The organism is Streptomyces sp. AJS327 (assembly GCF_013450295.1).
Lineage (GTDB): Bacteria > Actinomycetota > Actinomycetes > Streptomycetales > Streptomycetaceae > Streptomyces.
Map to the genome: position 1 here is coordinate 331,715 of NZ_SKBR01000004.1, position 24,544 is coordinate 356,258.

The 24,544-nt window shown below is 70.4% G+C and carries 25 protein-coding genes and 1 tRNA gene; 12 read left to right on the forward strand and 14 right to left on the reverse strand.

All coding sequences use genetic code 11. The annotated features are described in order from the left end of the window. Nucleotides 1–191: 191 nt before the first annotated feature. Together E0L36_RS23350 and E0L36_RS23355 are read right to left on the reverse strand one after the other, a co-directional pair. Complete coding sequence (locus E0L36_RS23350) at nt 192–482, reverse strand: DUF397 domain-containing protein (RefSeq protein ID WP_308416891.1); 291 nt, start codon at nt 480–482, stop codon at nt 192–194. Further along, nucleotides 385–678: a Scr1 family TA system antitoxin-like transcriptional regulator gene (locus tag E0L36_RS23355; protein WP_308416892.1), complete on the reverse strand. Its 294-nt coding sequence runs from the start codon at nt 676–678 to the stop codon at nt 385–387. The genes E0L36_RS23350 and E0L36_RS23355 overlap by 98 nt, the downstream gene beginning before the upstream one ends. A 9-nt stretch (nt 679–687) precedes the next feature. Between E0L36_RS23355 and E0L36_RS23360 the strand changes: the two genes are divergently transcribed. Beyond that, on the forward strand, nt 688–900 hold the full coding sequence (locus E0L36_RS23360; protein ID WP_180931255.1) for a hypothetical protein: 213 nt from the start codon (nt 688–690) through the stop codon (nt 898–900). Between the two features lie 61 nt (nt 901–961). Here the strand turns inward: E0L36_RS23360 and E0L36_RS23365 are convergent, their stop codons facing one another. Next, on the reverse strand, nt 962–1,198 hold the full coding sequence (locus E0L36_RS23365; RefSeq protein ID WP_180931256.1) for a DUF397 domain-containing protein: 237 nt from the start codon (nt 1,196–1,198) through the stop codon (nt 962–964). Next, entirely contained in the window at nt 1,195–2,154 is a 960-nt protein-coding gene (locus E0L36_RS23370) for a helix-turn-helix transcriptional regulator (RefSeq protein ID WP_308416893.1), read from the reverse strand. The genes E0L36_RS23365 and E0L36_RS23370 overlap by 4 nt, the downstream gene beginning before the upstream one ends. A gap of 463 nt (nt 2,155–2,617) precedes the next feature. On the opposite strand from E0L36_RS23370, the gene E0L36_RS23375 reads away from it, so the two are divergent. From E0L36_RS23375 to E0L36_RS23405, 7 genes are all read left to right on the forward strand, one after another. Beyond that, nucleotides 2,618–2,866 carry a hypothetical protein gene (locus E0L36_RS23375; RefSeq protein ID WP_180931257.1) on the forward strand — a complete coding sequence of 83 codons (249 nt, stop codon included), beginning with the start codon at nt 2,618–2,620 and terminating at the stop codon, nt 2,864–2,866. A 780-nt stretch (nt 2,867–3,646) separates the two neighbouring features. Beyond that, nucleotides 3,647–4,018, forward strand: coding sequence for a hypothetical protein (locus E0L36_RS23380; RefSeq protein ID WP_180931258.1), 372 nt, complete (start codon nt 3,647–3,649; stop codon nt 4,016–4,018). A gap of 118 nt (nt 4,019–4,136) precedes the next feature. Then, on the forward strand, nt 4,137–4,622 hold the full coding sequence (locus E0L36_RS23385; RefSeq protein WP_180931259.1) for an NUDIX hydrolase: 486 nt from the start codon (nt 4,137–4,139) through the stop codon (nt 4,620–4,622). Between the two features lie 67 nt (nt 4,623–4,689). After that, nucleotides 4,690–5,904, forward strand: coding sequence for a radical SAM protein (locus E0L36_RS23390; protein ID WP_180931260.1), 1,215 nt, complete (start codon nt 4,690–4,692; stop codon nt 5,902–5,904). Nucleotides 5,905–5,919: 15 nt separating this feature from the next. Next, the gene (locus E0L36_RS23395) at nt 5,920–6,078 is read left to right on the forward strand and encodes a hypothetical protein (protein WP_180931261.1); all 159 of its coding nucleotides are present in this window, start codon (nt 5,920–5,922) and stop codon (nt 6,076–6,078) included. Nucleotides 6,079–6,154: 76 nt separating this feature from the next. After that, the gene (locus E0L36_RS23400; RefSeq protein ID WP_180931262.1) at nt 6,155–6,964 is read left to right on the forward strand and encodes an aminoglycoside phosphotransferase; all 810 of its coding nucleotides are present in this window, start codon (nt 6,155–6,157) and stop codon (nt 6,962–6,964) included. A 13-nt stretch (nt 6,965–6,977) separates the two neighbouring features. Beyond that, complete coding sequence (locus E0L36_RS23405) at nt 6,978–7,421, forward strand: hypothetical protein (RefSeq protein WP_180931263.1); 444 nt, start codon at nt 6,978–6,980, stop codon at nt 7,419–7,421. A gap of 261 nt (nt 7,422–7,682) precedes the next feature. On the opposite strand, the gene E0L36_RS23410 is transcribed toward E0L36_RS23405, so the two are convergent. From E0L36_RS23410 to E0L36_RS23420, 3 genes are all read right to left on the reverse strand, one after another. Further along, nucleotides 7,683–7,755, reverse strand: a tRNA-Lys gene (locus tag E0L36_RS23410). Between the two features lie 180 nt (nt 7,756–7,935). Continuing rightward, a complete protein-coding gene (locus tag E0L36_RS28365; RefSeq protein WP_180931264.1) occupies nt 7,936–10,056 on the reverse strand; it encodes a TIR domain-containing protein in 2,121 nt (706 codons plus the stop codon). Nucleotides 10,057–10,233: 177 nt separating this feature from the next. Beyond that, nucleotides 10,234–11,079, reverse strand: coding sequence for a hypothetical protein (locus E0L36_RS23420; protein WP_180931265.1), 846 nt, complete (start codon nt 11,077–11,079; stop codon nt 10,234–10,236). Nucleotides 11,080–11,563: 484 nt separating this feature from the next. On the opposite strand from E0L36_RS23420, the gene E0L36_RS23425 reads away from it, so the two are divergent. Then, nucleotides 11,564–12,214, forward strand: a complete 651-nt coding sequence (locus tag E0L36_RS23425; protein ID WP_180931266.1) for a hypothetical protein — start codon at nt 11,564–11,566, stop codon at nt 12,212–12,214. A 387-nt stretch (nt 12,215–12,601) separates the two neighbouring features. Here E0L36_RS23425 and E0L36_RS23430 read toward each other — a convergent pair whose 3' ends face one another. Together E0L36_RS23430 and E0L36_RS23435 are read right to left on the reverse strand one after the other, a co-directional pair. Next, complete coding sequence (locus E0L36_RS23430) at nt 12,602–14,893, reverse strand: cation-translocating P-type ATPase (RefSeq protein WP_180927864.1); 2,292 nt, start codon at nt 14,891–14,893, stop codon at nt 12,602–12,604. A gap of 87 nt (nt 14,894–14,980) precedes the next feature. Beyond that, the gene (locus tag E0L36_RS23435) at nt 14,981–15,298 is read right to left on the reverse strand and encodes a heavy-metal-associated domain-containing protein (RefSeq protein ID WP_180931267.1); all 318 of its coding nucleotides are present in this window, start codon (nt 15,296–15,298) and stop codon (nt 14,981–14,983) included. Between the two features lie 364 nt (nt 15,299–15,662). Here E0L36_RS23435 and E0L36_RS23440 point away from each other — a divergent pair, with 364 nt between their 5' ends. Continuing rightward, entirely contained in the window at nt 15,663–16,670 is a 1,008-nt protein-coding gene (locus E0L36_RS23440) for a hypothetical protein (protein ID WP_180931268.1), read from the forward strand. Nucleotides 16,671–16,753: 83 nt separating this feature from the next. Here the strand turns inward: E0L36_RS23440 and E0L36_RS23445 are convergent, their stop codons facing one another. The 4 genes from E0L36_RS23445 to E0L36_RS23460 all read right to left on the reverse strand — a co-directional run bounded on the left by E0L36_RS23445 (nt 16,754) and on the right by E0L36_RS23460 (nt 20,317). Next, complete coding sequence (locus E0L36_RS23445; RefSeq protein WP_180931269.1) at nt 16,754–17,545, reverse strand: thioesterase II family protein; 792 nt, start codon at nt 17,543–17,545, stop codon at nt 16,754–16,756. 204 nt (nt 17,546–17,749) lie between these two features. Beyond that, entirely contained in the window at nt 17,750–18,064 is a 315-nt protein-coding gene (locus E0L36_RS23450; protein WP_308416894.1) for an acyl carrier protein, read from the reverse strand. A 154-nt stretch (nt 18,065–18,218) separates the two neighbouring features. Next, nucleotides 18,219–18,965 (reverse strand): 4'-phosphopantetheinyl transferase superfamily protein, encoded by a 747-nt coding sequence (locus E0L36_RS23455; protein ID WP_180931270.1) that lies wholly within the window; start codon nt 18,963–18,965, stop codon nt 18,219–18,221. Next, entirely contained in the window at nt 18,962–20,317 is a 1,356-nt protein-coding gene (locus E0L36_RS23460) for a cation:proton antiporter (protein WP_180931271.1), read from the reverse strand. Before E0L36_RS23460 ends, E0L36_RS23455 begins: the two co-directional genes overlap by 4 nt. A 323-nt stretch (nt 20,318–20,640) precedes the next feature. On the opposite strand from E0L36_RS23460, the gene E0L36_RS23465 reads away from it, so the two are divergent. Then, on the forward strand, nt 20,641–21,777 hold the full coding sequence (locus E0L36_RS23465; protein WP_180931272.1) for an acyl-CoA dehydrogenase family protein: 1,137 nt from the start codon (nt 20,641–20,643) through the stop codon (nt 21,775–21,777). Further along, nucleotides 21,774–23,246 (forward strand): AMP-binding protein, encoded by a 1,473-nt coding sequence (locus E0L36_RS23470; protein WP_180931273.1) that lies wholly within the window; start codon nt 21,774–21,776, stop codon nt 23,244–23,246. The genes E0L36_RS23465 and E0L36_RS23470 overlap by 4 nt, the downstream gene beginning before the upstream one ends. A 120-nt stretch (nt 23,247–23,366) precedes the next feature. On the opposite strand, the gene E0L36_RS23475 is transcribed toward E0L36_RS23470, so the two are convergent. Beyond that, entirely contained in the window at nt 23,367–24,044 is a 678-nt protein-coding gene (locus E0L36_RS23475; protein ID WP_180931274.1) for a response regulator transcription factor, read from the reverse strand. Nucleotides 24,045–24,544: the final 500 nt, after the last annotated feature.

Here is a 24,544-nt window from a genome sequence, read left to right on the forward strand (position 1 = left end):
ACCACGGCGCTCGCCTCGACGCCGTCGAGCGCCGCCAGTGGCCGCTCGCCAGCGTCGCCGCGCTGGTCGCCCTCGCCGCGCTCACCCTGTCCGCCCGTCCACCTGGCAACTCACCGGCCACTGAACAACGCCCCCCGTACGGCCTGTTGGCCGTACAGGGGGCGCTTTTCGATACGCGGGACGACCGATACCTATCGCCTGTCGGTCTCGTCAACGACACCTGCGATGAAGGTCCGCCACCCTTCGACAGTGCTGGTCAGAACAGGCCCCGCTCCACGCTGCTTGGTGTCTCGCATAGCGACTGCGTCGTCGAGGTGAACCACCTCGACGCACTCACCATTGCCGTTGCTGTAGCTGGACTTGAACCAGGTGGCGCCTGACAGATCAACCCTGCTCATAACTCCCTGAGACCTCCGCCAGCAGGCGTCGGGACGCCTGCTCATCGAGTGCTGTTTCCCAAATATCCTGGAAGGCCGCGTCATACTGCTCAACCTCACGTGGCTTATCCAGGTACAAACCCCCCGTGTAGCCGTCCGCGTAGACCGTAGGCGGTTCCGTGTCAACCCCGTCCCCGTTCACTGGGAAGCGCAGGATCACGAACGGTCCCGTGGTGACACCCGAGTGCATACCAGCGGTGAACGGCACCACGCGAATTGCCACGTTGGGTAGCTCTGACACGTAGACGAGGTGTGCAAGCTGGAACAGTTGCGTGGCGCCGTCGACTCCGGGTTCGCTCGCCTCGACCTGCTGACCCAAAGAGATGACCAGACCGACCGGACGCTCACCGACCACGGCAACCGCCTCGACGCCATCGAGCGCCGCCAATGGCCGCTCGCCAGCGTCGCCGCGCTGGTCGCCCTCGCCGCGCTCACCCTGTCCGCCTGGCAACTCGCCCAATGAACAACGCCCCCTGTACGGCCTGTTGGCCGTACAGGGGGCGATTTACGTCTGCGGGGACCGATCAGTGGTCAGCTGACTTCGCCTTGAGGGCGTGGGTGAACGCGGCGAAGCTGTGCACGCCGACCAGGAGCGCGGCCCCGTTGGGCTGCTTGGAATCGCGAATCGCAACAGCGCCGTGCGTGGCCCAGGTGGGAGCAGCCGCCTCAACGCAATTGCCGCCGCCGTTGCTGTAGGAGGACTTGACCCAGTCAGCGCCCCCCAGGTCGGGAGCCATGACCGTGGCAGGGTGGTTGTTCATTCTGCGATCTCTCTCGCTAGTTGGTTGAGGAACTTGGGTGTATCACTGGGCGGTCGGGCTTCCGCCACCATTGCGTCAAACATCCTGGAGAACCGTCCGACGTCACGAGGCTTGTCCGAGACCGCGACGGTGAACCAGGCAGTATCCGTCTCGACGGTGGTCGGCAAGCCCTCGCCCAAGATCATGATGTTCACGTCATGGAAGGCAACGTAGCCGTTCCCGGCCTGGGGAAGCACTTGGAACGTCACGTTCTCCCTCACGGCAAGCTTCGCCAGTTCGTGGTACTGCTCCCGCATCACCTCTGCGTCACCGACACGGTAGCGGAGCGCGGGCTCGTACAGCACTGCCCAGACCTTCTGAGGGTCCCCATCGCGTGTGATGGCTTCCCGCCGTTTCATGCGCAGGTTCACGCTCTTGTTGACGAACTCCGTCGTGGTCTCATCGATGGGCTTCGACAAGTCATGGACGGCCTGTGCATAGCGTTCCGTCTGCAGCAGGCCCGGCACGATCGTTGGGTGGTAGAGGCGGATCTCCCGAGCTGCTGACTCCACTCCGAGGAAGCGCTGCATCCCGGACATGAGGTTGGTGGTGCCAACTCCTGTCCACCACTCTCGGCTGGCCGAGTCACGCTGCATCTCCAGCAGACGGTCGATCTCGTCCTCGTCATCTATGCCGTAGCGGCCCAACAGGTCCCGGAGATGTCCAGCCTGACGAAAGGACTTCCAGCCAGCCTCCACCCGTTGGAGCGTGGATTCGTCGAACGGCATGTCTACGACGGCCTGCTCGATGGTGAGGTCCGCGTTCTTACGGAGCTGACGCAGTTCGTGGCCAAGTCCGATGCGCCTGGCGGTCGGCTGTGGTCTTGCCGCCATGTGCCCTCTTCTCTGACGCTCACGCGCGCCGTCATCTCCGTTGCGTTCAGCCTGACAGGCGACGTGCACGTAGCAGAAGACCATGTGCACGCCTTGGCATGTGCCATTTTCCTGCATAGGCAGGATTCCCAGCAGGTTCTATTGCGGCTAACTCTGCCACGCGGAAGGGTTGGTGAGCGTCCGAACGATGAAACGCGTAGCGGAGGAGTGCCCGTGTACGCAGGTGAGCAATTCGTTGAAGGGGTAGCCGAGGGGCTCCACGCGGGCTCACGACGAGGTGGCGCACGCACGCGTCACAGAACATCAACCTGCGTTCCCTCGGGCTGGACGAGCCCCGCTATAGACCCAACTCCCGGGGGCATCGAGCTGGGCGCCACCGCTGAAGCTCCGCCCCCTGCCAGGGACGTCCTGTTGAAGGTTCTCCCACCTACGTCCCGGCGGGGGTGCGGGCTATCAGCCCAACTCCCAGCTCCTACGTGAGGAGCTTGCATCAATCAGCTCTTACGGCGCCTGGGGCTCCCACACGACTACGAGAGAAGGGACAGAGATGACACGCGCGCAGAGGTACGGGCAAGTAGCGGTCCGTCCGGTCGTGGAAGCGGAGGAAGTGCGGGAGGAGTTACGGGAGGCGTTGGCTGAGGTGGGGGTGAAGCTTCCGACGCTGAGGTTGGAGCCGATCTCGGTCAGGGGTTGGAACCCGCGTCCGGTGGTGGACCTGGGGCGGTGCAATCTGGTGGTGGCGCGGGAGTTGACCGCCGTGTTGCGGAAGTGCGCGGACCAGGGGCGGGAGCGGTGAGTGTGTACCGGGTGCTGGCCCGGGTGTGGGCGACGGGGTGGCTGCTGATGTGGGGGCGGCGGTGAACGGCTGGGCGGAGCTGGTCGGTTACGTGGTCGCGGTCGGCGCGCTGGTAGCCATCTGGCTGTGGTGTGTGTGGACTTCCTTTACGTCCGGCGCGAGGTCCGGGGCACCGGAGCAGGGATCGGCGGATGGGTTCGTCCCGGAGGGGGCCGGTGTGTGGTCCACGGGTCGCTGCGGCTTGTACTGCGGTCGTGATGACGTGCGTGTGACGCCGTTCCGGGTGGTGACGATGCCGTGGGGTCGGATGCCCCTGTTCGGCTGTGTGCCCTGCCTACGGAGGTTGATGGACCTGGAGCGGGCACGTACCCGTGAACTCACCGCCCCCTTCCGCACCCCGATCGGCGCCGGTCCCAAACCACCGTCGTCACTCCGGCCGTCGACGACGCCGACAGGCCCACGAAACCAGAGCGCGACAGCACGTGAACTGTCCCACCACCAGGCCGGGTTGCCTCCCGGTGAGGTGCGGGTTGGGCAACGGTCGCTGGCTCCGTCGTGGTGTCCGGGGAGGTGTCGTGGCAGGGCCCTGTGATCAGCACCGGACGACGCGCTGCGACCACCCCACCACCGTCGTCCGCGAGGGCAAGACGCACTGCGGCACCTGCGGCCGACAGCTCTATCTCTGAACCCCGCCCCCCGTTGAACCCCGCCCCCCGGTCCCGACGCGGGTCGTATGCGGACGACGGCCTCAACCACCCCCACACGAACGGTGCGTGGGCCATGCCCCGAGCACAGAGCTGGGCCACGGAACAGACCAGGCCCGAACCTCTACCCCCGTCCACGAACGACGGGGTGATGAAGACCAACTCCACTACCGGCTACGCCCCTTGGGGCCTCGCCGGAGATGCGGACAACCAGCCGGACGACCCGCAGGACGGGTACCGGTGTCCGCCGGAGCTGGACCGACCCATTCTCGTGGTGGCGCTAACCTCCGTCACCGCCCTTCTCACCCTCGCCCTGATCCTGGCCGCCTGCCAGGCACCCACCCCACCACCCGGCGGCCGGATACCCACGCACTGCCCCAGCAGCCCAAGTCCCCCTACCCCGACGGTTCCCGGCACGACCAGCCACATGGCCGCCACGGGCGGCTGAACGGCACGCGACCCCGCACCGCGCCCCGGAACCGGACCCACGCAGCCGTCAGCCGACACCACATCCGGCGCCAACACCCCGCATCGTCAGATCAGTTCACAAGGGAAGAGCACAGGTCATGCACAGCGACGACGACTTCACCAACCCGCCCGGCCGCCGCGTCGGCGCCCTCGCCCTGATCACCAACCCCGACGGCGACATCCTCCTGGTCGAGAAGCGCTACCGGAAGGACCAGGGTGACCTCCTCCCCTGGGGTCTGCCCGGCGGCTGTGCCCAAGCCGACGAGGACCTGCACGACGCCTTCCGCCGCGAAGTCCTCGAAGAGACCGGACGCCGCGTCGAACCCGGCGACCTGCTCACCGTTCACCACATGCCCGCCAACCCACCCTCCCGCGAGGGCATCAACTTCGTCTTCGACGGAGGCTTCCTCCACCCCGCGACTCCTCTCCACCTCCCGGGCGACGAGCTGAGCGACTACCGGTACGTCCCCTACGAGGACCTCGGCGACTTCCTCCCGCCGTACCAACTCCTCCGCGTCCGCACCGCCGTCCGCGCCTCCCTCGACGGACACCGCACCGCCTACATCACCGGCCACCCCGCCTGAACTCCCGTCTCGGGCCCCAGCTCGGGGCCCGGAACGCAACACCCCACGGAGAGGAAGGAACCCAGGTATGCGTTCGATCAGCTCCGTTGAGTTGGAGACCACCCCGCGCGGATCGCCTGGAGGGAGCGAGGCACCCACGCTTCCCGGCAAGGGGAGCGAGGCGCCCGCACCCACGCATGACCATGACCTGATCGTGGCTCCGTTCCTTGGCGAGCACTTGGTGCTTCGGCCCGGAGTCGGTAGCGGCATCAAGATCAAGGGACATCACTACTTGGAATTGCGGCAGACTGCCTTTGACGACGGCCCGCTGCCCGAGTGGCTGACCGCTGCCGCCCGTCGCCGCTGGGGGCTCGACCTCGTTGGGCGACGGGCAGGCTCCGCCTTACTGATCCGTGAGGTGTCCCCGTACGGCCACGGTCGAGCGTCGTACGAGGTGAACGCCGGGTGCAACTGGGCGTGTGACCACTGTGTCTATGGCAGTAAGCGGCATGAGGGGCTCGCGTGGCCGCAGCGTGAGCTGCTTCTGCGCATCCTGCGCGACGCGGGAGTGGTCTGGGTCGAGCTCGGTGGTGGCGAGTGCACGATCGACCGCCACTTTCCCGAGACATACGCACTCGCCTACGACCTCGGCATGATGGTGGAGATCCTGACGAATGGGTCCACCCTGTTCCGGCCGTACCTGCTAGACCTGCTCACCGCCCGGCGCCCCTACCGAATCACCCTCAGCATCTACGGCGCCACCGAAGCCACCTTCGACGGCTTCACCAACCGACGCGGCGCGTTCAAGAAGTTCATGCGCGGGATTGCTGCCGCGCGAGAGGCCGAGCTGCCGCTCTCGCTGAGCGTGGTCGTGACCGACAAGAACGCGCACGAGGCGGTGGCCATGCGCACGCTCGCCGAGCAGTACGCCTCACGGGTGCGCGAGTACACCCACATGTCGCCGACGTTCGCCGGCGGCGCCGACCCCCTCGCGCAACAGGCCCCGGACTACCTCCACAACCGGACCCCCTTCACTGGATGCGACGCCGGACACTCGTCCCTGAACGTGAACCCCTTCGGGCTGGCGAGCGTCTGCAAAGTCTCCCGCGATCACCCCATTCCACTCCTCAAAGAAGGTGTCGCGGGACTGTCCCGGCTCGGGGACATCGCCGACCGCGCGCTACAGCGTCAGAGCGGATGCACCGGCTGCTCGCTCCAGAAGTCGTGCACCACGTGTATGCCGCTCGTGAAGTTGTACCGCAAGGCCGGATCACCGCTGGATCGCTACTGCCAACACGCCTGAAAGGAGGTGCGCCCCATGGCAACACTCACCGAGACAGCCACCACTGACCCCGCCGTGTCTGTTCAGCTCACCACGCGGCCGGTCAACGAGGACGAGGTGGAACTCGTCGACGACCTCGACACGATCGCCGGCAACGAGGTCATGCGCGGTTGCGGCGACGACAACCCGTACTGATCCACACCGTCCATCACGCCGGGGCCGTCCGTCGCCAACGGCCGGCCCCGGCCCCTGACCGCCCCACACTCCCGCCATGGTGACCATGAAACTGAACTGGGCCGACCTCCCCGAGTCCACCCGCGACACGATCACCGAACACACCGGGCCGATCACCGGCACCCAATCCACCGCCAAGGGGATGAACAGCGAGATCGCTGTGACCCTCGACGCCGATCGTGGCCGTTTCTTCCTCAAGGGACGCCGGAACGATCACCCACAGGCATGGACGCAGCAACGCGAGGCCGCCATCAACCCCTACGTCGTCCCGCTCGCCCCCCGCCTTGTGTGGGCTCTCGACGACGGCGAGTGGAATCTGCTGGTGTTCGAGCACGTCGACGGACGCCCCGTCAACTACTGCCCAGGCAGCAAGGATCTACCACGTGTTGCCGAAGCGATCAGCACACTGTCCGGCGTCCACGCTCCCGCCAACATCGAGATGAAGCAGATCGAGCAACGCCTCGCCGCGTACATCGACCGCCCCGAGGACGCCGCGTTGCTCAGCGGCGAGACCGTACTGCACACCGACTGGACCCCCGACAACGTACTCATCCACAACGACGCCGCACGCATCGTCGACTGGGCATGGCCCACCCGCGGGGCCGCATGGGTCGACGCCGCCTGCTGGGCGGTCTGGCTCATCTCCGCAGGGCACGCCCCCCACCAGGCCGAGCAGTGGGCATCCAAGACCCCAGCATGGGCCACCACCACCAACCGAGCCCTCCACGTGTTCGCCGCAGCACAGGCACGCCTCTGGACGAGCATCGCCGAAGAAGCCCCCGACACCGAGTGGAAACAGTCCCTCGCCACCGCCGCGCACCAGTGGGTCACCTACCGCCGAACCTGACAAGGAGACGCCCATGCGCACCGATCCCGCCATCCACCCGCACCAGGTACTCACCACCTCCACAGGGCAACAGGTCCCCATCGACCGCGAGATGACCCCCATCATCCGCTCCCTGTGGCGACTCGGCTTCACGACGAGCGCGTGCTGTCAGAACGTCGGCGAGGCGACCGCCGGCGTCCGCGCCCAGCGCCCTACCCCGCTCGGATACGGCGGCGACCCGTTCATCGACTACCACCGCGGATGGGCTCTGCTCAAGCTCCCCACCCCCGACGCCCACCGTCTCGTGGACATGCTCGCCAAACTCCCGCCCTTCAGCGACCGCGTCCGCACCACCTGGCAGCCCGGCTCCTGGCGCATGAACGTACCCCTGAAGCCGCAGGGCCTCGCCCCCTACGCGCTGCTCCACTTCCCCACCCGGCAGATCCCCGAACTCGCCGACGTGCTGCACACCCAGTAACGCGCGCACCGCTCAGGTTCCCCACACAAGAGCCCCGGCGACCGCGGCCACGGCCGCGGCGCTGGCGTCCGTGGGGGTCAACTGGGGCACCGCAGCGGGTCATACCGCGTCACCCGGTACTGCCTTCCCAGCCGTAGCCGAGAGGACCCGGTGGCCGCGCGACGGCCACACACGAGGGCGCCAAGAACATCGCTTTCCCCGGCCCGAAGGGCGCAGCTAAGGAAAAAACCAGGTCAGCGGGGGCCGACCTGGTCTGGAGAGTAGGCCGTGTGGGACTCGAACCCACAACCAATGGATTAAAAGTCCACTGCTCTGCCAATTGAGCTAACGGCCCGCACCGTGCAGCATAACGTGGCCCGCTGGGCGGGGCGGACCCCGCGTAGCTGGGACGTCGCACATGATCCCGTACCCGTCGAGGTGGCCGCAACCAGGTTCGGAGCGGCGGGGGCGCCTCCGAGGGGGGCTCCGGTGGGGCGCGCGGTGGCGCTTCGGCGCTCCTCGGGGCGCGGGGCGGTCAGGGGCGGCGGGGCGTGGGTTCGAGGAGGCTGACGCCGCAGATCGCGGCGAGGTCCGTCGCCGCGTCCGTGAGGGGGCCGCGCAGGGCGAGCAGCTCGGCGCGCATCTCGTCGCTCCGCGGCCACTCCCGCTCGTGGTCGATCACGCTGACGGTCGGCGGGCGGGCCGCCTCGTGTTGCTGGAGAGCGGTGTGCCAGCGGGTGAGGAAGGGGCGCAGGCGCAGGTTGAGCAGGTGCGCGACGATCGAGGCGAGGTGCACGGGGATGGTGATCTCGTCCGCGACGCGGTGCAGCGCGTCGCGTGCCGCGGTGAACAGGGTGTGGAGGGACGACAGCGCCTCGCGGAGCGATCCGGCGCCCTCGGCCAGTGGCTGCACCCCGACCCGGGTGACCAGCTCGACCTGGAGGTCGAAGGCGGCCGACCGCTCCAGCGGGCCGGGGGTGGAGGTCTCCCGGGTGATGGTGAGCCGTGCGGCCTCGCCGTCCCGGGCGGGGGAGTCGAGGGGGGTCAGGGCCTGGAGCAGGACCTTGCGCAGGTCCTCCTGGCGGGCGGTGTCCGGGTCGTGGCGGCGGACCGCGCGGGCCAGCAGGGGGTGGATGGTCCAGGAGCGCTCCTGGAAGCTGCCGGGCCGGAGCGAGCCGGAGCCGAGGAGGGCGTCGAGGGCGTGGCCGACCAGACCGCCGGTGGCCCAGGGGCCGTAGGGCGGCAGCGCGGACAGCGCCGTCTCCAGGGCGGACTGGCTGAGGGGCGCGGGGCAGGCGAGGGCGAGCAGCCGAAGCACGTCGTCGGCGGGCGCGCGGCCGGAGAGGGGACGGGACAGCAGGGTGGCGGTCAGCGGGGGGCGGCCGTCCTCCGCCTCGGGGGAGCCGAGCAGGTCGGCGCCCGGCGCGTGGAGGCGGTTGCGCAACCGCCCGAAGTCGCTCGACGTGGCCTTCGCCGCCAGCAGGTCGAGGGCCTGCGGATGGCCGCCGAGGTCGTGGACGAGGGCCTGGGCGGAGGTCTCCTCGATCTCGTCACGGGGCGCGCGGTGCGAGGTCAGCAGCCGGTAGCCGTCCGGTTCGGCGAGCGGCGGCAGGTCGATGGTCTCGGCGAAGGCCGTGTACCGCAGCGATCGGGTGGTCATCAGGCTGGAGGCGAGCAGGTGGGGACCGCGCAGGAGGTGGAGCTGGGCGTCGGTCAGCCCGTCCGGTACGCCGTCGACCACCCACAGGCAGGGGGCGCCGCGCTCGCTGAGCAGCACCGCGAGCCGGCTGAGCAGCTGCGGCAGCCCGGCGTCGGCGGGACGGTCCAGCGCGAGGGCGTCCGCCACGGTGGCGACCTGCTCGGCGTAGGAGTCCAGGGCGGTGGAGACGGAGGCGCCGCGCGCGGCGTGCAGGTCGAACCAGAAGGTGCCGCCGGGGAAGGCGGAGCGGAAGCGGAGCGCGTACTCCTGGGCGAGCAGCGATTTCCCGATGCCGGGCATGCCGCGCAGCTGCGCGGCGCGGTCGGCGCCCTGCCCGGTGCTCTGGATGAGCGGCGCGCGGTGCCGGTGCAGCGCCGAGTGGACGCGCCACTGCTCGGGGAGGCGGCCGGTGAAGCGGGACGAGCCGACCCGCGCCGGGGCGGGCAGCCAGGGCACGGCGGCCGAGGGCGCGGGGTCGGGGCCGGTGTCGGCCATGGGGGAGGCGAGGCGGGCGACGTGCGCCGCCACCCGCGCGGCGAGGCGGTCGAGCGCGTCGCCGCTGTCCGGCCAGGACCAGTGCAGGGCGTCGCGGACCTCCAGCGGCTGGACGTGGTCGGCGCCGGTCTCCGGGTTGACGACCAGCACTCTCCGGCGGGGGTCGCCCTCCCGCTGCCCGGACAGGTAGGCGTACGTCAACTCCCACTGGCAGGCGCGCCGTTGGGGGTAGTCGTAGGAGTAGAGCGCCAGCAGCGCCCTGGAGCGGCCCAGGCCGGCGGCGATGGTGTGGGTGATGGAGGCGAAGTCCTCGACGGCCGTGTCGTCGAGGAAGACCGCCAGGCCGCAGCGCCGGAGCGCGGAGGCCAGCGCCCCGGCGCGCTGCGCGTCGGAGCGGCTGTAGCTGACGAAGACGTCCCACGTCGCGGCCGCGGGTGGCGTCGCCTCCGGCCTGGTGTTCATCGGCTCCCCACGTCGGTCGGTCCGGCCCGCCGGGTCAGCGCGGCGCCCCGGTGTCGGCGCGCGCCGACGGGGACGGTGCTGACCGGGCCCGATGACCGGGGACGAGAGGGCGGTGCCGCGCGGATGTCACGGTCACATCATGCGCCACGGTGCGCGGCGGTCCGCAAACGGGAGCGGTCACTCCGGGGTGCGCGGTCCCGGCGGGCGGCGGGGCGAGGGACGGGGGCGGTCGTCGGCGGGGGCGGGCGCGGGGTCCGACGCGGGGCTCGGGTGCGACGCGGGGCCCGGGACGGGCGCGGACGCCGGGTCTCGGGCCGGGGCCGGTTCGGGGTCGGGGAGCGGCGGCAGGTGGCGTTCCGGTTCGCGCAGGCCCGCGATGGTGCCCAGCCCCACGACGTAGGGGCGCAGGCGGTGCTGGAGCGACCGTAACTCGGCCCGGAACGCCGCGTTCTGCGGCCAGTTCCCCTCCGGCTCGTCCGGGTGCGTCTCCTCCCAGGCCGCGAGCTGGGGGTGCCAGGTCGCGAGGAAGGGCCCCAGTTCGGTGTTGAGCATCTCCAGCATCAGCTCGTGTACCGAGTCGCCGTTCCCCGCCGGGGCCGGTAAGGCCGCGGTCTCGGACTCCAGGGGCTCGCGGTAGCGGTCGAACAGGGTCTTCAGGGAGGTCAGCGCCTCCCGCAGGTTGCCGCTGCCGTCCGCTAACGGCCGGGTGGCGATCCGCGTCGCCGCCTGGAAGAACGCGCGCTGCGCGGCCTGCCGCATGTCCGTGGTGGCGGTGAAGGTCACCGTGTTACCGAGGAGGACCAGGCTGACCTCGGATAACCGCACCGTGCGCCGGTAGTGGTCGGCGCCCAGCGCCACGCCCACGCCGACGAGCCCACCCACGACGACGGACAGTAACTGGCCGCCGGTCTGGCTGATCGAGTACGCGGCGATCCCGGCTACCGCGCCACCGATGGCGGCGAGGACGACGCGCGTGGTGAGGCGCGCCGCGGGTGTGCTGAGCCGGTAGCGACCCTCGGCCATGGTTCCTCCCCCTGGGTCCCTCGGACCCGTCACCGTAGAGGGAGGCTGTCCGGGCGGACAACACGGCGGGGCGGCTACCGGCCTCTCCCGGACATGAGCGGGCAGGCCGGAGGGTCGCCGCGTCCCTCGCCGGAGGTCAACCGCGGCGGTTCGCGGTGAAGTTCGCCGGAGGTCAACCGCGGCGGTTCGCCGTGGAGTTCGCCGGACGTGCTTCCCGTGACCGTCGATGGACGTGAACGACCCGTCGTACGGGGCGTGTTCGCTGGAGCGGCGGGTCAACCACCCGTTCAGGAAGGGTTTGTGGCGCTCTTCGGCGGGTGCCGTGGCCGAGGAGGAACGTGCCGGGCTGACCGCTGCCCGCGAAGGGCGCGCGCCGGGCCGTCCCCGGGGTGGCCCGGCGGCCAACTGGTGGGGTTTAGGGGGGCGTTCGCAGAACGCTCGCAGGGCCGCCCGGTGTGGAGGGGCGCGGTGTAGGGTGCCGGGCATGTCCCGATTCCGCGCCGCCCTCGCTGAGTTCACGGCGGTGGCCGGTGGGCCGGCGGCCCCCGGTGGCGGGAGCCGGGCGTCCCACCCGGACACGGGCGTGGACGTGGTGGTCTACGAGGGGCAGCGCCCCGTCATGGTGGTGCAGGCCAAGTGGTGCCGGGGCGACGATCCCGTCGGCGCGCGCGGGCTGTTGAGCGTCCCCACCGGCGCGGGCAAGACGCGGATCGCGCTCGATCTCTGGCTGCGCGCCGAACGTCGGGTCAGAACCCTGGAGTTCGTCCAGCGAGAGCTGGCCTCGATCGATCTGACACGTCAACTTCTGGCATCCGCCGAAGAGTTCACGGGGCTACCCGTCGGTCAGACGCCGGCCGCTCACGCCGGTCTCCCGCTTCCGCGGTGGGAGGGACGTCCGCCGTCCGAGGAGGAGGCCGTCGCGGCCGTGGGCGTCTGGCGCGCGGTGGGCCGGACGGCGCTCCGCCAACTCCAGCGCGAACTCGTCCTGGCGCACCACGAGTTCGCCGTGTGCCCCGCTCCGGGCGCCGCCTCGCCCTGTGGCGTGATCGGGCGGGCCTCCCCGCGGGTTCCCCGGGCTCCGGAACGTCCGGTGTGGTCACCGGTCGCCCCCAGCCCGTATGTGATCGCCGCCTGACCGCGTGGGTCCGGCGGTGGTCGGCCCGACCCCGCGAGGTTCCCGTGCCCGGCCTCTCCCTTCGCCGTCGCTGTGACGGCGGGTGTCACCCCGGTGTGTGCGCGCCGTCCCGTTGCCACGGGGACCGGTTCGCCCCGTTCGGCGCGTACCCGGTGTGTTCCGGTGCGTACGGCGCCGGTCGGTGGAGACGCGACGGTCCGTTCGGTGCCGAAGCCGCCGCCTGCGCGCACTGCGCCCCGTCCCGCGCGGACCGGCCGGGTCCCTCCCGGCGGCTGTGACTCCCCGGCTGCCGGGCGCACGGCTGGGCGGGGCGGCGGAGGTCCCGCCGCCCCGCCCAGGGGCTCGTTCCGTCCCGCGTCGCGCGGACGCGGCCTCGCTCAACTCCCCTCAGTTTGTGGTGGGTTTGAAGCGGCGGAGGCGGAGGCTGTTGCCGACGACGAAGACGGAGGAGAAGGCCATGGCGGCTCCGGCGATCATGGGGTTGAGGAGTCCGGCGGCGGCGAGGGGGAGGGCGGAGACGTTGTAGGCGAAGGCCCAGAAGAGGTTGGACTTGATGGTGGAGAGGGTTTTGCGGGAGAGGCGGATGGCGTCGGCGGCGGCGGTGAGGTCGCCGCGGACCAGGGTGAGGTCGCCGGCTTCGATGGCGGCGTCGGTGCCGGTGCCCATGGCCAGGCCGAGGTCGGCTTGGGCGAGGGCGGCGGCGTCGTTGACGCCGTCGCCGACCATGGCCACGGAGTGGCCTTTGTTCTGGAGGTCTTTGACGACGTTGACTTTGTCTTCGGGCATGACTTCGGCGATCACGTCCTGGGGGGTGATGCCGACTTCGGTGGCGACGGTTTCGGCGACTTGTTGGTTGTCGCCGGTTAGCAGGATGGGGGTCAGGCCCAGGGAGCGGAGTTGGGTGATGGCGTGGGTGCTGGTGGGTTTGACGGCGTCGGCGACGGTGAGGATGGCGCGGGCTTGTCCGTCCCAGGCGACGGTGATGGCGGTGTGTCCGGCGTGTTCGGCGTCGGTTTTGGCTTGGGTGAGGGGGGCGGGCAGGGTGATGGCCCATTCGGTCAGGAGTTTCTCGCGTCCGACCAGGACGGCGTGGCCCTCGATGATGCCCTGGACGCCGAGGCCGGGGATGTTGGCGAAGTCTTCGAGGGGTGGGAGGGTTCCGGTGCGGGTGGTGGCGCCGGTGGCGATGGCCTGGGCGATGGGGTGTTCGGAGGCGTTTTCCAGTGCTCCGGCTAGTTGGAGGGTTTCGGTCTCGTTCTCGCCGGGGGCGAGGTGGACTTCCAGGAGGGTCATTTTGCCGGTGGTCACGGTGCCGGTCTTGTCGAGGACGACGGTGTCGGCTTTGCGGGTGTTCTCCAGGACTTCGGGGCCCTTGATGAGGATGCCGAGTTGGGCGCCGCGGCCGGTGCCGACCATGAGGGCGGTGGGGGTGGCCAGGCCCAGGGCGCAGGGGCAGGCGATGATCAGTACGGCGACGGCGGCGGTGAAGGCGGCGGTCAGTCCGGCTCCGTTGCCCAGCCAAAAGCCCAGGGTGCCCAGGGCCAGGGCGATCACGATGGGGACGAAGACCCCGGAGATGCGGTCGGCTAGGCGTTGTGCGGCGGCTTTCCCGTTTTGGGCGTCCTCGACGAGTTTGGCCATGCGGGCTAGTTGGGTGTCGGAGCCGACGCGGGTGGCTTCGACCAGGAGGCGTCCGCCCGCGTTGAGGGTGGCGCCGGTGACGTTGTCTCCGGTGGTGACCTCTACGGGGATCGATTCACCGGTGAGCATGGAGGCGTCGATGGCCGAGCTGCCCTCCAGTACGGTGCCGTCGGTGGCGATCTTCTCTCCGGGGCGGACCACGAAGTGGTCGCCGACCACCAGTTCCTCGGTGCGGATGAGTTGTTCGTGGCCCTGGCGGATGACGGTGACGTCTTTGGCGCCCAGTTCCAGTAGTGCTTTGAGCGCGGCGCCGGCCTTGCGCTTGGAGCGTGCCTCGAAGTAGCGGCCGGCCAGGATGAACGCGGTGACTCCTGCCGCGGCTTCCAGGTAGATGTTGGCGGCGCCGTCGGTGCGGGCGATGGACAGCTCGAAGGGGTGGGTCATTCCCGGTTCGCCCGCGGTCCCGAAGAACAGTGCCCATAGTGACCAGGTCAGGGCGGCGCTGGTGCCCAGGGAGATGAGGGTGTCCATGGTGGCCGCGCCGTGGCGGGCGTTGGTCCAGGCGGCCTTGTGGAAGGGCAGTGCGCCCCAGACGACCACCGGGGCGGCCAGGGTCAGTGACAGCCATTGCCAGTTGGTGAATTGCAGGGCGGGTGCCATGGCCATCGCGATGACCGGGACGGCCAGTAGTACCGAGACGATCAGGCGTTGCCGCAGGGCCCGCAGCTCCCCGTCCCGGCTCTCCTGACCGTGCGGGTCAGTGGTACCCGGGGTGCCGGTGGTGCCCGGGGTGCCGGTGGGGGTGGGTGGGGGTGGGGGTGCGGCGGTGTAGCCGGTGGCCTCGACGGTCGCGACCAGATCGGGGACCTCCACCCCCGGCTCGAAGGAGACCTTCGCTTTCTCGGTGGCGTAGTTGACCGTGGCGCTCACCCCGTCCATGCGGTTGAGCTTCTTCTCGATACGTGAGGCGCAGGACGCGCAGGTCATCCCGCCGATGGCTAGTTCGACCTGGGTCGTGGCAGCAGTCGTGGTGGTCATCAGGTGCTCCTCGCGCACACGGTGAGAGGGGACGAAAGAAGGGGTGGTGGTGGGGCGGAGGACGCGTGAGCGTCTCCCGGCACGGCGTCAGACCCGACCCACGACGCCATAACCCACCTCGTCGATCGCCGCGGTGACCGCTTCGTCGTCGGGCGAGCCCGCGCTGTGGACGGTGACCGTGCCATCCGCCAGCTCGACCCGGACGGAGTCCACACTCTCCAGGGCGTCGAGGGCCGCGGAGATGGTGGCCACGCAGTGGCCGCAGGTCATGCCGGAGACGCGGTACACGGTGGTGGTCCGTCCAGGGACGGCCGCGGTGGCGACCGTGCCACCGGTGTGGCAGCTCCCGTCGGTCGTGCAGCAGGACGTGTTAGCCGCCGTCTGTTCCGTGGTCGTTTCCGGCATGGGTTCTTTCCTCTCTGGAACCGTACTCTCTGGTTCATACCCCCTAGGGGTATCGCTCCGTGATTCATGTATACCCCCACCCGTCGTCTCGCGCAAGCTCTCGCCGTGGGGGATCCGCTACCCGTGCGGGGTATCCGGAGCTGGGCGTTGTGGGCGAGGGGTGGGGTGGCCAGCACCCTTCGGGGGTGCCTCGGGGGTTCTCGGGGGCTCGCGGCGGGGTGGCCTCCCGGGGGTGCTCGCCGGGGAGACCCCGACGGGTGTCCTGGTGGACGGGGGGTGGGGGTGTCGAGGCTTGGCTTTATACCCCCAGGGGGTATATGTTTCGTGGTGTCGCCACCCGGCGACCCGAAGAGAGGACTCCGCCATGAGTAACGCCGACACCACCCCCAGCAGCCCCGCCGCCGGTTCGCACGCGGCCCACGGTGCCCACGAGCACGGCGCCCACGCGGCCCAGGGCCACGGTGCCCATGAGCACGGTTCCGCCGCCCCGGGCGGACTCCACGCCTCGCTGGACGGCTACACGCTGGAGCTGAGCACCCCCGAGGTCGCGGCCGGTACCACCGAGATCCGCTTCGCCATCGTCGAGGACGTGGGCGCGGACGCCGGTGCGTCAGCGGAACAGGGGGCGGACGCGGGGCGGGGCGCGGACGCGGGCGCCCGCCGCGTCACCGCGTACAGACAACTGCACGGAAAGGAGCTGCACTTGATCATCGCCGCGCGCGATCTGACCGTCTATCGCCATCTGCACCCCACCCGCGCGGCGGACGGCGGCTGGTCCGCCCCGGTCGAGCTGCCCCGGGCGGGCGCCTACCGGCTCTTCGCCGACTTCGCGCCCGAGGGGCGGGAGGAGGGGCTGACGCTCGGCGCCGACCTCACGGTCACCGGCGAGGAGCAGCAGGTGGAGACGCCGGAGGAGAGCGATCTGGCCCGGGTCGACGGGTACGAGGTGCGGCTCGCGGGCAGGCCCAGCGGCGGTGCTCCGTCCCCGCTCACGCTGCGGGTGGCCAGGGACGGCAGGCCGGTGACGGATCTGGAGCCCTACCTGGGCGCGTACGGGCACCTCGTCGCGCTGCGCTCCGGGGACCTCGCCTACCTGCACGTCCATCCGCACGGCGAGCCCGGCGACGGGCGGACCCGGCCCGGCCCGGACGTCACCTTCACGGCGGTCGCCCCGAGCGCCGGGGTCTACCGGCTGTTCTTCGACTTCCAGCACGAGGGGACGGTGCGCACCGCGGCGTTCACGGTGCGGGCGGACGAGGGGGAGCGGGCGCCCGACGGCGGCTCCAAGCACCGGGAGGAGCACACGCACCACGCACACCACGCGGCGGACGGCCAGCACACGCACCATCCCCAGCACGGCCACCACGCGTAGCACCCGGACCACCACGACGGGTGTACGCGGTCCGGTGTGGAGGGAGGAGCCCGGCGGCCCGGGGGGTTGGGCCGCCGGGCGGCTCAGTCGCCGCCGGGCGTGAGGGCCCGGCGGAGCCAGTCGTGGAACGCGCCGGTGTCGAACAGCGTGTGCCCGGCGCGGACCCGGGTGACCTCGCAGTCGGCGGTGGTCTCCTCGCCCCAGCGGGCCAGCCCCGCCGGGTCGGCCAGCGGGTCCTCGTCCCCGGCGACCACGTACAGCGGGCAGGTGAGCACCGCGTGCCGGCCCCGCTGGTACAGCTCCGCGAGCCGGGCGTCCGCCCGGAGCGTGGGCAGGAAGGGATCCAGCGCCTCCGGTCTGCGCTCCAGCGAGTCCGGCACACCGCCGAGTTCGCGGAGCCGTTCCAGCAGACGGTCCTTCGGCAGCCCGTGCAGCGGCATCGCCGGGTGCGGCAGACTCGGGCCGTTGCGGCCGGACACCAGCAGCGCCTCCGGTTCCCCCACCAACGGGCGGAGCGCGTGGGCGAGTTCGTACGCCAGCAGGGCGCCGAAGCTGTGGCCGTAGAGCACGTAGGGCCCGTCCAGCTCGGTGCGGATACGGCGGGCGAGGTCGTCGACCAGCGTGGAGAGCCGGTCGGGCGGTACCTCACCCCAGCGGGACCCGCGCCCGGGCAGCTCGACGGGGCAGACCCGCGCGGTGGGCGCCAACCGCCGCCGCCAGGCGACGTATCGGGTCGCGCTGGCTCCGGCCTGCGGCAGGCAGAACAGTTGCGGGGGAGCGGCGGCGCTGCCCCCGGCGACGTTCCCGCCGCCCCTCCCGGCGTCGGGGTACCGGGTCCCAGCGGGTCGCTCCGGACTCGTCGCGGTGCCCTCCATGCCTCTCCTCACCGTTCTCGTGCCGCCGTGTCCGGCGGGCCCGTCCCCGGCAGTGCCGGACCGTCGCCCCATAACCCGACTGTCGTCGCACGGAGTTGATCCCCAGGGTGTGGAAGACCCGTGGGAGGAACGGGACATACGGCGGCGGCCCCCGAACTCCGCTGTGTGCGGGTGATCCTGGGCGCCGCTTCGGGGGTCGCGGGGTCAGGCGCTGGCTACCGTGTCGTCGTCGCGGAGCGAGCCGACGAGCTGGACGATGGCGTCCAGGTTCTTGAAGTGGGCGCCGACGATCCGCTCCGGCGGAACGAAGAGGCCGTAGCGCTCCTGAATGTGGGCGATGAGTTCCGTCGTGGTGATGGACGTGAGAATTCCCCATTCGAGCAGCGGGGTGTTGGGCTTGATGCCGCTCTCGCCCTCCGGGAGGAATCGCTGCTCGATGAATTCCGTCAACTCGGAGAGCAGTTCCTCGTTATTCGGGACGGTGACGTTCCCCGACATGGTGACCTCCAGGCTGTTCACAGCGGTTGGTACGTGTGGTGTCCCGTGTTTCCGCGACGGGCGAGACGGCCCACAACCTATCCCCCGGTATCCGGGACGTCCTCAGCTCTGTTGATGAATCGCCTCCTGTCCTTTCGGATGAGTACCGAAGTGGCCCCCGGGCGGGGGTCGGTGTTCATCCGTCGGCCGAACGACCCATACGCGAGGCGTCGTTCAGCTCTTCCGCGACGGCGGCGGCCACCCCGTCCCGTACCGGTACGTCGGAGACGAGGAAGCGACCGGCGCCGGGCCCGTCGAAGGTGACGGGCGTCCCGCCGGACTCCCAGGGGCGGACGTGGACCCGGGTGAGCCCCCCGGCGAGGCCGCTGCCCACCGCCTTCAGCACCGCCTCCTTCCGCGCCCAGCAGCGGAAGAACCGCCGGTGCCGCTCCGCGGGTTCGGTGGGCTGACGGACGTGGTCCCGTTCCTCCGGGGTGAGGCAGTTGGTCATCAGGTTGTCGAAGGAGGTGGCGAGCGACCGCACCGGCTCCAGGTCGACGCCCACCCGGGTGTCTCCGGGGGTGGTGGCCAGCAGCCAGTCGGCGCCGCTGCGGGACTGGTTGAAGCGGGGCGCGGCGGGCGGGTGGATGATCCGGGGCGGTCCGTGATCCGAGCCGGAGCACTGGGGGCAGGGCCAGCGGCCGAACCGCAGTGCCTCGGGGGCCAGTCCGAGCGGGTGGGCCAGCAACCTCCGTACGGCGGCGTGCGCGTGGACGTAGCACTCGGTCTCCTCGGGGTCCACGAACCGGTGGGCGCGGGCCCGTTCCCCGGTAGAGAGGACCGCCCAGTCCGCCGGGGTGGCGACGGGGGACCGGCCGAACCAGACCCGGGCGCGGTGCGCCCCGTCCAGCGCGACGGCGGTGCCCGCCACCGGGCGGGTCACGGCCGCTCCCGCGAAACGACGGCGGGCTCCGGGGAGTTGGCGGCGGTGTCGCGGGTCTCGCGGGTCTCGGGGGGTGTTCCGGGCGCGCCGGGCGCGTCCTGGGCCGGGGTGTCCACGCCGGGGCGGGTCACGCCGAGCCAGTGCAGCAGCGGCCCGGCCATCGCGGTGGTGCCCACGGCCATCAGCACCATCATGGTGAACATCTCGGTGTCGATCGCGCCGAGTTGGCGGCCGACGTCGAGGATGACGAGTTCGGTCAGGCCGCGGGTGTTCATCAGCGCCCCGAAGGCGCCCGCCTCCCGCCACGACATCCCGGACAGCCGCGCGGGCAGGACCGTGCCGGCGAACTTGCCCACCACGGCGGTCGCCATGACCAGGGCCAGGAAGCCGAGCCCCGCGAGCCCCAACGTGCCGACGTCCACCGAGAGTCCGGTGACGATGAAGAAGACGGGCAGCAGCAGCGTCACCGTCGTCACCATCGGGGTGGCGATGCCGCTCCGCACCTCCTCGCGCAGGCCGCGCGGCATCACCAGGCCAAAGGCGAAGGCGCCGAAGATGCCGTGGACACCGATCCAGGAGGTCACCCAGGAGGAGAGGAACACCCCGCAGGCCAGCAGGACGAACAGGCTGCCGCGCGAGACGCCCACGCGCCGCGTCCGGGCGAGCAGCAGGCGCAGCCCGGGGCGCACCACGCCCACCATGACCAGCGCGTAGGCGGCGGTGAGCGCCAGCACCAGCAGGAACTGTCCGTGGCTGCCCGACTCGGCCACCGCGACGACCAGTACGAGTACGCACCAGGCCGCCACGTCCCCGGCCGCCGCGCACAACATGGAGATGACGCCGAGCGGGGAGCCCTGGAGGCCGCTGTCCCTGATGATGCGGGCCAGCACGGGGAAGGCCGTGATGGCGAACGCGGTGCTGAGGAACAGCACGAAGGCAGTCCTGCTGACCTCGCCGTTCGCGTACCGTCCGGCCAGCAGCAGGGCGACCCCGGCGCCCAGCGCGAACGGGACGGCCATGGCGAGGGCCGCTAGCGCGCTGAACGAGCGGGTGCGGCCCCGGAGCTGGCTGAGGTCCATCTCCCAGCCGGCCAGGAACATGAAGAGCAGCAGTCCGAGTTGGGCGAGGGCCGACAGCATCGGCCGAACCTCGTCGGGGAAGAGCAGGCCGGGCAGGTCGCCGGGGAGCAGCCCGAGCAGGCTGGGGCCCAGCGCGATGCCGATGGCGATCTCCGCCACGACCGGAGGCTGTTTCAGCCGTCCGCATATCCGCAGGGCGAGGCGTCCGATCAGCAGGACCAGGGCCACATCGGCCAGGGCGACCGATTCCGCCGGAAGACCGTCCGCCGCCATTCCGCCTCCAGCTTCCGTGTTCCCCAGCATGACGTGTTCGGCTGGTCCGCTTGTCCGGCGAGCGATTCTTCAGGGGCGGATACCGGACCGCTATTGGCCGCGAGAGCCAATTACCCGGCAGCGCCGGTCTCTTCGGATTCATACGGGGGGAGGAGGAGACCTCACAGAGGATGAATTTCGGGGGAGAGCCTGGGCTTTCGGCCAACGCTGACGGCAGAGTGACACGGTGAACGGCGCGATACCCGCCGGACGGGGAGACGTCGGCGTTCCGCCGCGCGGGGACGTCACGGTGACGGTCGCGGTGACGAAGAAACGGGAGAGACATGGACTTCGGCTGGACCCTTGAGCAACAGCGGCGCCACGACGAGATCCTGGAAGCGGCCCGCTCCGCCCTCGGTCCCGAACCCGCCACCACGTCCACGGAGTTCCGCAAGAAGTGGCGGGAGATCGGCGACCTCGGGCTGCTCGGCGCGTGCCTGCCCGTCGAGCACGGCGGGGCCGGGTCCAGCGCCCTGGACACCGCCCGGAGTTACGAGGCCCTCGGGGAGGCGTGCGCGGACACCGGCGTCGTCTTCGCCGCCAGCGCCCACCTGTTCGCCTGCGCGGTGCCGATCGCGGAGTTCGGCTCCGCGGCGATCACCTCCCGCTGGCTGCCCGGCATGTGCGGCGGCGACCACATCGCCGGGAACGCCATGACGGAGACCGGCGCCGGTTCGGACGTCGCCCGGCTCGCGACCACGGCGACGCCGGTGGACGGCGGCTATCTGCTCAACGGGGAGAAGTCCTTCGTGAGCAACGGGCCGGTCGCGGACGTCTTCGTCACCTACGCCACCACCGACCCGGAGGCCGGGCACCTGGGACAGACCGCGTTCGTCGTGGCCGCCGAGGCGCCGGGCGTACGGGTCGGGGAGCCCTTCGAGAAGATGGGGCTGCGCTCCACGCCCGCCTCCACGGTGACCTTCACCGACTGCCTCGTCCCCGGCGACGCGGTCCTCGGCAGGGAGGGGATGGGCGCCACGATCTTCCAGCACTCGATGGGCTGGGAGCGCGCCTGCCTCTTCGCGGGGTACGTCGGGATGATGGCCCGGCTCGTCGACCGGGTCACCCAACACGCCAGGCGGCGCAAGCAGTTCGGCAGCAGCATCGGGCGGTTCCAGGCCGTGTCGCACCGCGTCGTGGAGATGCACATGCGACTGGAGACCGCGCGGCTGCTCCTCTACCGCGCGTGCTGGGAGATGGACCAGGGCCGCCCGGCCCGGCTGGAGGTGGCACTGTCCAAACTGGCCGCCTCCGAGGGCGCGTTGGCCAGCGCCATGGACGCGGTGCGGATCTTCGGCGCGCAGGGCTTCCTCGCCGACGCCGGGATCGAGGCGGAGCTGCGGAACGCGGTGCCCAGCGTGCTGTTCTCGGGTACCTCGGAGATCCAGCGGGAGCTGGCGGCCCGGGAGTTGGGACTGTGAGGCTGCACGAGCCCGTCATCGACGCCGCGCGCCGGGACCCGGACGCGCTCGCCGTGCACGCGCCGGACGGCGCCCTGACGTACGGCGAACTGGACGCGCTCGCCGGCCGGTTCAGCGCCGCCCTGGCCGCCCGCGGGGTCACGGCGGGTGACCGGGTGGTGCTGTGGACGGGTAAGACCGCGCACGCGGTGGCGCTGATGCAGGGCTGTCTGCGGCGCGGCGCCGCGTACGTTCCGGTGACCGAGTCCAACCCGGCCGCGCGCGTCGCCCGGATCGCGAACGGCTGCGCGGCCGCGCTGGCCGTCGCCCCGGACGCGGAGACCGCGCGCGCGGCGGAGTGGGACGGCCCGCCGCTGCTCAGCTGCGCGGACCTGCTCGACGGCGCCCCGGAGACCGAACCCCCGCCCGCCGAGGGGTCGGTGGACGACCTCGCCTACATCCTCTACACCTCCGGCTCGACGGGCGAGCCCAAGGGGGTGTGCCTGAGCCACCGCAACGCCCTCGGCTTCGTGGACTGGGCCGTGGAGCGGCTGGGCCTCGGTCCCCGCGACCGGCTCTCGGGCCACGCCCCGTTCAACTTCGACCTGTCGGTCTTCGACCTCTACGCCGCGTTCCGCGCGGGCGCCTCGGTGCACCTCATCTCCCAGGAGATGGCGTACGCGCCCGAGCAGTTGGTGCGCTTCCTGGAGGAACGCCAGCTGACCGTCTGGTACTCGGTGCCGTCCGCGCTGACGCTGATGATGAGCAAGGGCGGGCTGCTCGACGGTCCGCCGCCGCCCGCCCTGCACACCTGCCTCTTCGCGGGGGAGCCGTTCCCGCCGCCGCTGGTGCGGCGGCTGGGCGAGACCTGGCCCGGGGTGCGGCTGTTCAACTGGTACGGCCCCACGGAGACCAACGTCTGCACCTCGTACGAGGTGACCGCCGCCGACCTCCGGGGCGGTGGGGAACTGCCCATCGGCCGTGCCTGTTCGGGGGACGAGCTGACCCTGAAACCCACCGACCGCGAGGGCGAGTTCGAACTCCTGGTATCCGGGCCCACGGTGATGCTCGGCTACTGGGGACGGCAACCGCATTCCGGTCCGTACGCCACGGGAGACGTGGTGCGGGTGGGGGCGGAGGGGAACCTCTGGTACGTCGGGCGGCGGGACCAGATGGTAAAGATTCGCGGGCAGCGAGTGGAACTCGGAGAAATAGAGAGTGTCCTCAGTACGCACCCGGCTGTGGGAGAGGCCGCGGTACTGGTGATCGGCGAGGGTCTGGAGGCGGCCCTGCACGCCGTCGTCACCCCCGCGGAGCCCGGAACTCCGGTATCCCTGCTGGGTCTCAAGGGGTGGTCGGCTGACCGGCTGCCGCCCTACATGGTGCTCGACACCCTGCATGTGGTGGACGAGCTGAAGCGCACCGCGAACGGGAAAAAGGACCGCACCTCGATGGCCCGGGAAATAACTGGTGAAGTAAAAGGAAGTTGAAACCCCGGCAAAGCCGTTTTCCGAAGATTTTCCGCGACTGTTTACCGTAGTGGACGCCACCTCCCGCCCTCGCAAAAAAAGGGGAGGGGGCAGAGCCCCCTCCCCTGTGGCGCGCTTTCTTCAAGCGGAAACGCTCACCTTTTCGGTGCCCATCATCCCGCGCTCGTAGGCGTATATCACCGCGTGCACGCGGTTACGGAGATCCAGCTTGTCCAGCATCCGCTGCACATGGGATTTCACGGTGCTTTCACTGACGTAGAGCACCGCCGCGATCTCGGCGTTGCTGCACCCCCGAGCGATGAGTCGGAGGACGTCGACCTCGCGTCGCGTCAGGCGTTCCAGGGTCTCCGGATCGGGCTCCCGCCGTACCTCGCTCTCGGTCGCCACGGCGGATTTCGCACCCGCGGCGAAGGAGCCGCCAGCGGAGAAGAAGAGCGTGTATCCCGCGGCGACCAGACGGACGGCGGAGATGATCTCCGTCGATGAGGAGTGGTTGAGCAGCAGGCCACGGACGCCGGCGTGGAGCAGGTGCGGAACCCGCTCGTCGAGCGCCGCGACCAGCGCGAGGCAGCGGACGTTCGACGCGTTGCGCGCGAAGCACCGGACCACATCGGCGGCATCGAGAGTCGATGCCGCCGAATCTATGATCACTACGTCGGGCGGTTTCCCTTGCAGGCTGCGCGCGATCTGGCACATATCTCCAGCGTCGCCCACCACCTCAAGATCTGACTGCGTCTCGAATAGCATTCGGTAGCCCGCCCTAACGACCGTCCTCTCACTCACGATCAGAATGCGCACAGGACGACCCCCCGTTTCATTTGTACAGGCCAGCCTTATGGTACCGGCTGTCAATTCTCCACAGAATCAACACCCACTGAACACCGCATCAAGGTAGCACACCGTTCGCAAGCGAGAAACCTTTTGCGCCAAGCCGAAACATGCGACAGGTGAAGATCTGTAACAGAACAGCAACGCTTGACGGCCAATTCGCCAGCCCATGGAACCGGTGGCGGGTCATTGGTATCCGGGGGCGCTGACCGCAGGGTTTCCGGGTGGATGCAGGGCGTTTTCCTTCGATTCGCGCGACCGTGGCTTTTCCTTCGGTTCGCACGCGCCTGAGGAGATACGCCGCCGGTCGGACGAAAAGCCGACAGATCTGTCGGCCGGGAACTCGGTATCGCCCGAAATCGACGTGTGTGTGACCCATCGAGTGGTACTCGGGTACCGGTCACCAGGGGGTGAGGCCGCTCAACTGAGCGAAACTGGTGAGTAGTTAAACACGGGACGACCGTAATCCG